At 29.1% G+C, this 11391-nt stretch carries 12 protein-coding genes and 1 pseudogene; 4 read left to right on the top strand and 9 right to left on the bottom strand.

The window, feature by feature from the left end:
- The 7 genes and pseudogenes from FYJ26_RS09910 to FYJ26_RS11470 all read right to left on the bottom strand — a co-directional run.
- Positions 1-205: transposase (locus FYJ26_RS09910; protein WP_229771252.1), on the bottom strand; the 205-nt coding region annotated here is incomplete at its 3' end.
- A 449-nt stretch (positions 206-654) separates the two neighbouring features.
- Positions 655-1464 (bottom strand): rhamnulose-1-phosphate aldolase, encoded by an 810-nt coding sequence (gene rhaD / locus FYJ26_RS09905; protein WP_154541981.1) that lies wholly within the window; start codon positions 1462-1464, stop codon positions 655-657.
- 204 nt (positions 1465-1668) lie between these two features.
- Positions 1669-3012: a PTS galactitol transporter subunit IIC gene (locus tag FYJ26_RS09900; protein WP_154541979.1), complete on the bottom strand. Its 1344-nt coding sequence runs from the start codon at positions 3010-3012 to the stop codon at positions 1669-1671.
- A gap of 24 nt (positions 3013-3036) precedes the next feature.
- Complete coding sequence (locus FYJ26_RS09895) at positions 3037-3315, bottom strand: PTS sugar transporter subunit IIB (RefSeq protein ID WP_154541977.1); 279 nt, start codon at positions 3313-3315, stop codon at positions 3037-3039.
- 3 nt (positions 3316-3318) lie between these two features.
- Positions 3319-3786 carry a PTS sugar transporter subunit IIA gene (locus FYJ26_RS09890; RefSeq protein WP_154541975.1) on the bottom strand — a complete coding sequence of 156 codons (468 nt, stop codon included), beginning with the start codon at positions 3784-3786 and terminating at the stop codon, positions 3319-3321.
- Positions 3787-3886: 100 nt separating this feature from the next.
- Positions 3887-5659 carry a BglG family transcription antiterminator gene (locus FYJ26_RS11385; RefSeq protein ID WP_154541973.1) on the bottom strand — a complete coding sequence of 591 codons (1773 nt, stop codon included), beginning with the start codon at positions 5657-5659 and terminating at the stop codon, positions 3887-3889.
- 126 nt (positions 5660-5785) lie between these two features.
- Positions 5786-5884: pseudogene (locus FYJ26_RS11470) on the bottom strand (hypothetical protein); the annotation flags it as partial.
- 376 nt (positions 5885-6260) lie between these two features.
- Here FYJ26_RS11470 and FYJ26_RS09875 point away from each other — a divergent pair.
- Positions 6261-6698: a GNAT family N-acetyltransferase gene (locus FYJ26_RS09875; protein WP_154541971.1), complete on the top strand. Its 438-nt coding sequence runs from the start codon at positions 6261-6263 to the stop codon at positions 6696-6698.
- 10 nt (positions 6699-6708) lie between these two features.
- On the opposite strand, the gene FYJ26_RS09870 is transcribed toward FYJ26_RS09875, so the two are convergent.
- A complete protein-coding gene (locus FYJ26_RS09870; RefSeq protein WP_154541969.1) occupies positions 6709-7911 on the bottom strand; it encodes a transcriptional regulator in 1203 nt (400 codons plus the stop codon).
- A 160-nt stretch (positions 7912-8071) separates the two neighbouring features.
- On the opposite strand from FYJ26_RS09870, the gene FYJ26_RS09865 reads away from it, so the two are divergent.
- Genes FYJ26_RS09865 through FYJ26_RS09855 form a run of 3 tightly spaced genes read left to right on the top strand, consistent with a single transcriptional unit; the run spans position 8072 to position 10512 of the window.
- Entirely contained in the window at positions 8072-9250 is a 1179-nt protein-coding gene (locus FYJ26_RS09865) for a M20 metallopeptidase family protein (protein WP_154541967.1), read from the top strand.
- 9 nt (positions 9251-9259) lie between these two features.
- The gene (locus FYJ26_RS09860) at positions 9260-10057 is read left to right on the top strand and encodes a DUF3100 domain-containing protein (RefSeq protein ID WP_154541966.1); all 798 of its coding nucleotides are present in this window, start codon (positions 9260-9262) and stop codon (positions 10055-10057) included.
- Positions 10057-10512, top strand: coding sequence for a hypothetical protein (locus tag FYJ26_RS09855; RefSeq protein ID WP_154541964.1), 456 nt, complete (start codon positions 10057-10059; stop codon positions 10510-10512). The genes FYJ26_RS09860 and FYJ26_RS09855 overlap by 1 nt, the downstream gene beginning before the upstream one ends.
- A gap of 532 nt (positions 10513-11044) precedes the next feature.
- Here FYJ26_RS09855 and FYJ26_RS09850 read toward each other — a convergent pair.
- Complete coding sequence (locus tag FYJ26_RS09850; protein ID WP_154541962.1) at positions 11045-11389, bottom strand: FMN-binding protein; 345 nt, start codon at positions 11387-11389, stop codon at positions 11045-11047.
- Between the last annotated feature and the right edge of the window lie 2 nt (positions 11390-11391).

The following is an 11391-nucleotide window of genomic DNA, read 5'->3' as shown; positions in this document are numbered from 1 at the left end:
TTGAAAGTAGTGCTTTTTCATTTCTTTGATATTTTTCAAAGATTTCTGTTGAGAATTTACCATCTCTTGTCCTAGGTACTCTTAAGGTTAATGTTCCTATTTTGGTTGTATAGTCACGTTCATAGTATCCATTACGGTAGGTGATTCTGTTAGGATCTCTTTGATAGGCTGTATTTTCTAAATATTCATCTATTTCTTTTTCCATAAGCTCGTTAAATATTTTACTTAGAATAGTTCTTGCCATATCATTTTTAACTTCTTAGTTAATTAAGTTTTGAATATCTTCTATGTTTAATGTAAAATGTAATTGGGTCATTTGTTCCTCCTAGTTTAGTTTTGGTTTGTTAAAAACATTGTACTAGTTTGGGTTTCAAATGACCTTTTTCTTTTTACACAATTATACGAACTCTATCATTTAATATCTCTGTAAAATATTAATTATTTCAAAACAATACTTACAAATTAATAAAGGGGGCTTTTGCAAAATGAATTAATCATTCTAAAATAATTACAAGCCTCTGACCTCTATGAGTGACATGCTATTCTCAAAATCATATATAAGTAACTTGTAATGATTAACGTTAGAAATTCATAATTTTGCAACGACCCCTTATATTAAATAACTATTACCAGCATTAGTATCTTAATAATTATTTAGTTAAATATATCCTCTCTAGCTTTAAGACCTAGACTCTCAGCAAAATCTTTTATTTGTTGATCTGAAAGTCCCTCTGTCTTTCTAATAGTTAATGTATCTAAATAAATTCCTGCTGCTTTGTTAACAGTCTCTATTAATCCAAAACAATCTTGATAACTTTTGCCAGATGCCATTACTCCATGACTATCCCAAACTACTATTCTAGAAGTCTTCAATTTTTTTGCGGTTGCACTTCCTATAGATTCTGTTCCAGGTAGTTGCCAAGGCACAACTCCTATTCCATCATTAAATACATAAACACCTTCTGTTAAAACCCTCCACAAAGGAAGTGTATAAGCTTTGTCAGTTGCTTCTAAAACTAAACCTAACTTAACAATATTTGTAGCATGGTTATGAAGTATAACTTTATGATTTGGATCAATTTCTAATCTTGAGCTATGGGATAAAGTATGCAAATAAAACTCACTCGTTGGTTTATTATTTTCTTCAAATCCCCATACTATGGTATATCCTTTTTCTGTTATTTTTACAACTCCAATATCTGTTCTTAAATTATCTTTTAACGTTCTAAAATGGCTTCCACTAGCTGTTATCAAAATATATCTACCAACTAAATTATCAGGCATATTAGGAATTTCAACGTTACGTTCTAAAGATTTATCTAATTTTATTTTGGATACCTCGTAATCAGAAAGTAAATAGCTTACATTTCCACCGTTGTATTCATCCCATCCCCTCTTCCACATATCATAAGTTATGTCAGCAATTCCTCTAACAGGTTCTGATTCAATAAAATTATTTTTCAAAATTAACTCCTTTTTACTTATTAATTAAGTTATTAATCCTTTTTTTGATTCTTGTCAAAATCTAAAAACAAAGTTTCTTTTCCTTTGTAATTAACTACAAGAGCTAAAATTAATGATATAATTGTTGCAATTATAGATTTATTAAATAATCCGTAAAAAAACAAGATTAAACTTAAAACCAATAGAATCTGCCAAATAGTTTTTCTACTCATTCATTAACTCTAAATTATATTTCTTTCTATTCTTTATTAGTAATATATATAAAACTATGAATACTACAAAACCAATTATAGCTATTATATCTCCATTAAATCCATTAACTAATAAATATCTTAAAATCGGTCCTTCGAATGTACTCCAACCTATCATTTGTTGACCAGCTGCTAGAGTACCTGTTTCTTCAGCTAACCTAGTCATGTAAGGTGCAAAATATGTTGCTCCATATAAGAATATTGGAGCGGTCCATATACCATGAATTATCATTCTAAGAACATTTCCATTTGTTAGTAATAAAGCAGCAACTACAAATGATAAATTTATAATACCTGCGAATGGTAAAACTTTATTTCCTGGTAAAATTAATGAGAACAATAGAAGAAATGGTATTGTAATTATTACTGATACCCACAACTCATTTCTACCACCAAGAATAGGCCAATCAAGTCCAATATATATATCTGCATCTTGTCCATATTTCTTTTTCATGAAATCAGAAACTGCTTCGGATATAGGTGAAAGTGCTTCTGAAAATAGTTTTGATACCATTGGAAATAAAGTAAGCGCTGTAGCGGCTTGGACTGATAGTATTAAAGAACCTTTAATTCCATATCCTGCCAATACTCCTAAACCCAAACCTATTATGGCACCCATTACTGAATTTTCACCAAAAATTCCTATCTTCTCTCTAATTGCACTTGAATCTAATTCCTTATTTAATAAGGGTATTTTTTTTAGCAATTCATCAACTGGGTACATTATTACTGCAAATAGTGATATGAAGTGCGGCACTGTAACATTTGGTATGCCTGTTAATCTTTCAATCTCAGGTTGCCAAGCATCTCCTAATTTTAACTCTAAGAATATTAATATAGATGCTGCTACAAAACCCAATATTACATTATTTGTAAAATACGATACTAAAATAGCACTAAATATTTTATTCCATACATTCCATAAATCTACATTTAAAGTTTTTGTTTGTTTTGTAACTAGCATTATTATATTTATAAAAATCTGTAATGGAAATACTAGAAATGCAAGAGGCCATGCCCATGTTATAGATGCTGCTCCTGGCCAACCAATATCTACTGCAGGTAAAGAAATACCTGTATTTTGTGACATAGCTTTAGCTGCACCACCCATTGTTGATCCCATATAGTCTATAAGTAAGCTCATACCAGTGAAAGCTATACCAATTGTAAGACCAGCTTTAAAGGCATCTTTAACTTTCATTTTCATAATCAATCCGATAACAAACATTAATAATGGCATAAATACAGCTGCACCCATATCAAGTATGTAATTGATTACACTAGCTAAAAGATCCATGTTTTCCTCCCATAAATTTATTTATTATTTATTAATATAATCTATTATTTTTTCTAATTCTTGTTCCATACCAATACCTGTTAAAAATGCAATTCCATTAAATACAGGTATTCCATAATCTTTTTCTGGCTTAACTATTGATACATATGCATCCGCATTTTTTATATGATAATCTAAAGATTTCATATCTACTGCATCAACCTTTACTCTAATTCCTTTTTTTTCTAATTCTCTTTCCAATTTTGAAGCAACCGTTTGACTTGTTGCTACTCCTGAACCACATGCTACTATAATTCTTTTCATTCTTTACTCCTTTATTAAATTTTCTAATTCTTCTTTTATTTCATTACCACTTTTTGAATTTTTTATTTTCTTTAACAATTCTTTGTCACTAAATATACTCATTAACTTAACTAATAATGGCACTTGTGATTTGGGGTCAGCTACAGCAAGCATAAATACCAAATCAACTCCTATATTTTCATTTGGATCTTCCATATTTTTAAATTCAACCTTATTCGATAGGGTAGCTACTGCTATAGCAGCTGATTTTACATGTTTTGGGTCAGTATGAGGTATTGCAACTTTTATTTCACCAGTGTTAAGTCCTGTAGGATACTTTAATTCTCTCTCCCTGACCGCATCAAAAAATGTTTTATTCACTTTGTCAGATTCCATCATTTTATCTGACATAAATTTCAATAATTCGTCTCTATCTTTAAATTTACAATTTAAAAATATCAAATCTTCTCTAATTTCTATCTGATTTTCCATATATTGCATAAATTTATAATAAAATTACAAATCTATATATCCCTTCCTTTCTTTCTTATTCACTTTTCATATAAAATTTATTATGATAAATATTAATTGTTTACTTATTTATCAAATAATTATATTTTACAATTGTTTTTTTTATTTCTTTACTAGTTCTAGCAAGTTCTAATGAATTCTTAAATTCTTTAACTTTGAGTAGATTTATAAGTTCAAATAGTGCTTTTAAATGATCCTTATTTTCATCCACTGCTAGAATACAAACATATTTAATTGGATCAAATCTTGGTGAGCCGAAATTAACCGGTTTTTTTAATCTAGCAAGTGATAGAGATGTTTTAATAACATTTTCAGAAATATTTCCATGAGGTAATGCAAAGTTTTCACTTATTACAATATATGGCCCATATTTTTCTATATTTTCAATCATCTCATTTATATACTCTTCATTTATATATTTTTTATCTAATAAAATCTGGCTAGCCATTTTTATAGAATCTTTCCAATTTTTTGGACAAATATCTAAAACTATATTATCTTCTGTTAGCAAATCATCCAAGCTTTGACCTTCCTGTATATCTACATCTTCTAAAAATATTTTATTATTATATTCATAATTGTTTATTAATTTAGAATCATTTGAATTAAAATTATAATTTGAAATTAGTAATCTTCCTTTTTCATATATATAATCAGATATTTTCTTATGGTCTACCTCATTAATCAAAGGTGAAACTTTAAGATAGTCATCAGTGATATTACTTAAATCAACTGTAGTTATAATTATGTCTATTGATTTCAAATCCATACAATTTAATTGGTGGCTAGTAGTGTTTCCAATTATTTTAAAATTAAATAAATCCCTTAATTTATTGTTTAATAACTGGCTTGTACCTATCCCTGAATTACAGACAACTAAAACCCTCAGTTTTTTACATACTTGATCTATTATCCTTTCAAAAGAAGCATAAATATAGATAACTATATAGGAAATCTCTACATCACTTATATCTCTTTCTAAGTATTTAGAAAGAATATAAGAATTTTTTTTGATTTTTTCAAATAAATCCTTCTTTTCTTCAATAATTGACCTTAGCTCTGGATAATCTATTATATCTGCTCCTCCATGTAGAGTCATTCTTTCAACATGAAGCGATAAACTTTCAAATAATTTATAATCTAGATAGAAGGGTATAGATAACTCATTAGATATTACATCAATTAATTCTCTGGTCATAAATTGAACACTTATGGAATCATTTGCATTGCTATTAACAACTTTATATTGTAATTTTGATATTAATATATCTAAATAATTAACTTCATTAGTTTTATTTTTAATATCAAAATACTCACATATATGCCTGTATAAACTAATTGACAAATCACTTACTGAATTTCCTTTAAAATATTTATTTTTTTCTTTTTCACTATTAATATTTAAAGAAATATACAATAAATATAATGATAGTATGTTGAATGAATTTTCCGAGAATATAATATTATGCCTATATTCTACTTCTCCGATTATATTGTGAATAGTTTTCTTATCATCTTCTATCCTTAAAGCTATATCATTATAATTTTTTTTGATCCCATTTAATAATATTATAAATAAATAATAGCTTTTTATTAAACTATCAATAAAAAATATATTTTTGTTATATGAATTCCCACTTAACTTAATTCCCTTACCTGATCTACTCACAATTTTTAAATTATTTTTACTATTAAACTTAATTAAATCGTCTAAGTCGGATGTAATTGTAGAACGAGATATCATCATAATATCAGCCAATTTTTGCTTTGTTATATAATCATTAGATAGAAATAATATAAGTGATTCAACTAATAATCTTTCTGATTTATCCATTGTATAAGTGTAAAAATTTAAATTTTTAATAACTTTACTAATCTGTTCTTTATTTTTAACTTTTAAACAACCGTCTTGACTATCAATTTTTTCAATAGAGTCTGAAAGGAAATGTGTGTTAATATATTTGATATCATCATTTATTGTTCTTTCACTTACCTTATATCTGTCTTTTAGAAAATGTAGTGAAATAGGATCATTTGTATCTAAAATTATAGATAATATCTCTAATCTTCGTTTATTTATATTATCACCTTCCTTCCAACTAAATAATATAATAGTATTGAAAAACTAACAAGTGCAAAAGTTTTCCGACATTGGAAGTTAAATGTACGAAGTTAATTATTGTAAATGTAATAAATTACAATACTTCAAAAGTTCTATTTTTTTACTACTATTTATTAAGTTATCTACTTTAGAATATTAATTTTAAATTTCCATTATTTGTGATATAATCATTTAAATTAAGCTTTCTATTATTAATAGATATTATAAGCATTCACCATCTTTCAAATTTTCTTCTAATTATATCAAAATCTATGTCCCATTTTGATTATGAAATTTGAGAAGATATTTAATTTATACTAAATTGGAGAAATCTATGAAATCATTTGTAAAAGCATATAAAGATTTAGAAAAAGATGAGCTTTATGAGATATTAAAGTTAAGAGAAAAAGTATTTAAAATAGAGCAAAATTCCCAATATACAGACTTGGATAATCTTGATAAAGAAGCTATTCATATTTTTATAAAAGATGATGGAATAATAAAAGCCTATGCAAGACTAATTGAGAAAGATAAAAATAAAAAGATAGGAAAACTTGCGAGGGTTATTTCAAGAAAAAAAACTTATGGAAGAAAGATATGTGAAATTGCTATAAAAACTGCCTTTGATGATTTAGAACTTAATGAAATTTTTATAGAAGCACAGGTCCAAGCTATGGGTTTTTATGAAAAACTAGGCTTTGAAAAAACATCAAAACCCTATGATTATGCTGGTATTAATCATATTGATATGATACTTAAAAAGGACTATTAATAGTCCTTTTTTAAAATAATATTTCTATACACTTTTGTGGTCTTCCGCTTGTTTGAGAATTGGCGTTTGCATCTTTAGCATAACCTTTTTCGACCAATATATCCATAATTCTTACAGCTGATCTTCTTGTAAGGGAAAGAAGCTTTGCCATTTCACTAGATCTTATCTTCTTATCACTCTTATTGCATACAAAAGTCGATATATTATAAAGGTGCTTTTTTAAAATCCCTGTATTTTCTGATATTTTATTTATATCACCTGATGCTGATATTTTTTTATTTTTCATAAGGTCATATTTTTCAAGAGAAATTCCATCATAGTAAATTATCCTATAAGTTTCATCTATAAATTTCTTGGCATATTGAGAATTTTTAATGGCTTGATTTATTGTATCTCCACCAGAAAGCGAAAGAGATAAGTCTGTTTGATGATTTCTTAAAAAGGTCTTTGCATTATTGAGAGTATACTTTCTTAAAAGTCCCTTATTTGAAATAATAATTCTTTCTTCATCTTGCTTAAATAATATTCCATCAACTAAGATAGAGTAATCTTTAATAAGCTTGTTATTATAGTCATTATCCTCCCCTTTAAAATTGTGAACTATAAAGCTTTTGTTAGAAGCCTCCTTACTTTTTATATCATTTATAAGATAAGTAAGGTCATTTTTTATATCAAGCTTGGTAACTCTTAGTCTAAACACTGGTATTTCAAGCTTTTTTAGGATATTATAAGAATAACCAAAAGCTGTAAAAACACAGTCAATTTTTCCCTCCTTAAAAAGTCTTATATGATTTGATAGATAAAAGTCCTCGTCATATTTTGGCTTATTTTTTAGAACATAGTATCTTTCAAAATCTAATTCAAATTCTTCTACCAAGTCATCGACTAAACTTTTTTCAACTACATCAAAACTTGGACAATTAAACTTAATTCCCAATTCTACATAATTAAAGAAAGCCTCGCTTAAACTCACAACAGATCTATGAGCATAAGTCATAGGAACATTTATAGAAAAATTTCTACTAAGCTCATAAAAAACACCTATACCTGTTGCAAATATTCCATCTATATCATCAGGCAATGCTTTTATATCCTGCTTTATAAGGGTAGTATCATCTATTATAATCTCTTTTGTTTCTATAGAATCTATTCCATCAATGATATTTTTAATTTTATTTAAAGATTCGTCTGTACCTACTATTAATATTTTCATGATTTTATTATATCATAGTATTTTTGAAAAATAATTTGCAATTTTTAGTGAATTAATTTATAATTAATTTAAGACATGATTAGGACATAGAACTTTCTAATATAAGTCTATTAAGAATTTATTTTTACACTGTGAAAACGAATCCAAGAGAGGAGAAAAAATGGATGTAATTAAACTTGCAAAAGAAAATGAAGATTTATGTATCGAAATGAGAAGAGAACTTCACAAGATTCCAGAGCTTGAGCTTGAATTACCAAAGACTGTTAAGTATGTCAAATCAAAGCTTGATGAATTTGGCATCAAATACACTGAAATGATTAATGGAAATGCTCTTGTAGCAAATATATATGGTGATAGTGAAGGAAAATGTCTTGCAATAAGGGCAGATATGGATGCTCTTCCAATCCAAGAAGAAACTGGCCTTCCTTTTGCTTCAACCCACAAGGGGAAAATGCACGCTTGTGGTCATGATTCACACACAGCCATAGCCCTTACAGCTGCAAAAATCTTAAATGAAAATAGGGATAAACTCAAGGGAGTCGTTAAATTTATTTTTCAACCAGGAGAAGAAGTTCCAGGTGGTGCAAAACCTATGATTGAAGAAGGTTGTCTTGAAAATCCAAAAGTAGACCATATCATAGGTATGCATGGTGGATGGCTATCAGATATACCTCATGGGAAGATAGGATTTAAGGATAATGAGCTTATGGCATCTATGGATATATTTTCTATAAAAGTTAAGGGAAAAGGTGGGCATGGTGCCAATCCTCAAAACGCTATAGATCCAATAATTATATCTGCAGAAATCCTTATGGGCCTTCAAAAAATCATATCAAGAGAAATAGCTCCTGTAGATTCTGGTCTTGTATCTGTATGTAAAATTGAAGGTGGATATACACAAAATATTATTCCAAACGAAGTAAATATGCTTGGTACAGCAAGAGCCCTTGATGAAGATATAAGGGATAAAATAGAAAAAAGAATTTCTGAGATAGCTGAGGGTATAGCAAAAACTTATGGTGCTAGTGCTGAGACTTTTTATGAGAGATTCTACCCAGTTCTTAAAAATGACCCAGAGTTTAACAGTTTTGTTAAGGAAAATACTAGGAAAATTTTTCCAGATGATATATTTGAACTTGAAAAACCAACCATGGGTGGAGAAGATATGGCTTTCTACCTTAAAGAAGTCCCAGGAACCTTCCTATTTTTATCAAACTTAAAAGAAGCAGCGGACGGAGAAAAATACTCTAACCACAATCCTAAGTTTGATTTAGATGAATCGCTATTTTATAAGGGTGTTTCAATATTTTTAAAAACAGCCTTTGAATTTTTATCTTAGGAGTAAGTTATGGAAAAAATGAATCTTAAAAAAGACTACAGGATGCATGTAGTTGTTATAGCAGTTGCAATCCTTGCAGAACTTATAGGCGCAAAAACCTTATCTATAAGCGGAATAAATATAGTATTCTCACCATTAATATGGTCTATGCTTATAGTATTTCTAATATTTATGTCTCCTTTAAAGCTTGTAAAAAGAGAAGATGCCCCTTCTGCAAATAATATGATGAGTATTATGCTTGCAGTTTTGATAGCGAAACTTGGAGTAACAAGCGGAGCCCAAATTGAGGCTATAAAGGAGGCAGGTCTTGCTCTTGTTTTACAAAACTTTGGTAATCTTGGTACCATAATAATTTCTCTTCCCATAGCCCTAATTTTAGGTCTTAAAAGAGAGTCAATTGGTATGTGCCATGCCCTATCAAGAGAATCAAACGTTGGTCTTATTCAAGATACTTACGGAGCAGAATCAGCTGAATTTAGAGGAGTAATGGCAGTTTATATCATAGGAACAATTCTTGGACCTATAGTACTTAGTGTCCTATCATCTATAGCAATTTCACTTAATATGGTATCTCCACTTGCAGCCGCAATGGGAACAGGAGCAGGCTCTGCATCAATGATGACAGCAGGACTTGGAGCTTTAATTGCAAACCATCCAGAACTTGAAGCACAGATGACAGCCTTTGCTGGACTTTCAAACTTGATTTCATCAGTCATAGCCTTACCACTTGGAGCTTTCATAGGACTTCCTTTGACAGAATTTTTATATAATAAACTTAACTTCTTTAGAAGAAAGGATAAGAAATAATGGAAAAAATAAAAACTGAAATGCCAAATATTTTTATGGCCCTAGCCTTTACAGTAGTTGTATCTACTATATGTAACATAGTAGGATATGAGTTTAATATTATGCAATCTCTCCCTGGTATGATTATACTTGCAGCTTTATGTATAGCTGGCTATGCCCTATCCTTTATAGTTCCTATCAAAAAAATATCCTCAGTATTGTGGATATCAATTCTTGCCATATTTCTAGCAAGTCCAATATCCCCAATATCAGAACCTATTATAAAATATGTTGGAAATATAAACCTGAATGCAATAACAACACCAATCTTAGCCTATGCTGGAATAATCATAGGTAAGGACTGGGGAGCTTTTAAAGAAGTTGGAGTTAAGGGTATTATTGTTTCAATATTTGTAATTATAGGAACTTTCCTAATATCATCACTTATGGGTGACTTCTTTATGGGTATATTCTAAAAATATTAATCAAAATCACTTGCTCATCTTGTAGTTTGCACAAATGCCTATAAGGAAGGTATACCTGCACACCCCTATCGGGGCTTTGATTATTCTGTCACATAAGATCATCCCAAACTTGATATATCCCCTCTTAACTAGACGATGAACTGACCCCAAAATCGAAAAAACAACTTGGGAGGTCAGCTTAGAATATCACAATTATAATTTATGAAAGCTTTTTGCTACTTCAAGCTAAAGTTTTTCCCCCCACCTGCTGCATAGCAGGTGGATTTTTGTTTCACTCGCATTCGCTCGCTCAACTCACTAAAGTGTACAATTAAAAACAAGGAAGTAGTAATTCTACTTCCTTGTGAATGATTGTGTTTATTTTATTTACCAACACTATTTGACAAAGATCCAAAAAAGGCTATTGCAGGATGAATTAATCCTTTAAATATAATTTCAAAATCTCAAAAACCTTAAGACTTACTTAAAATTATACAAGAATAAAAATTCATGATTTTGCAACAGCTACTTTTTCTATACTATATTATTTTGCATTTGCGATAGCTTCATCTACTGCTTTAAGAAAGGCCTCAGATGAAACTGTAGCTCCAGATACTGATTCAATATCAGCTGTAGAATCTTTTCCCTTTAATTTTTCTGTTAACTCATCAAGGGCAACTTCTCCTACCTTATCTGTTTCTTCAGATTTTCTTTCTATATTTACAATTTTTCCAGCATCATCGAGCTTTACTGTAACTTCAATATTACCACCATATCCTTCAGCTGAAGCTGTGCCAGTTTTTGCTGCTTCTGCACTATCTTTACTCTTTCCACAAGCTGTAAGGGCAAGAGCAAGCACCCCAACTGCAATTATTTTCTTTATATGCATAA

The sequence above is a fragment of the Anaerococcus porci genome, from assembly GCF_009696575.1.
Taxonomy (GTDB): Bacteria; Bacillota; Clostridia; order Tissierellales; family Peptoniphilaceae; genus Anaerococcus; species Anaerococcus porci.
Note: the sequence above shows the minus strand (reverse complement) of the source record. Positions and strands in the feature narration are given on the sequence as shown.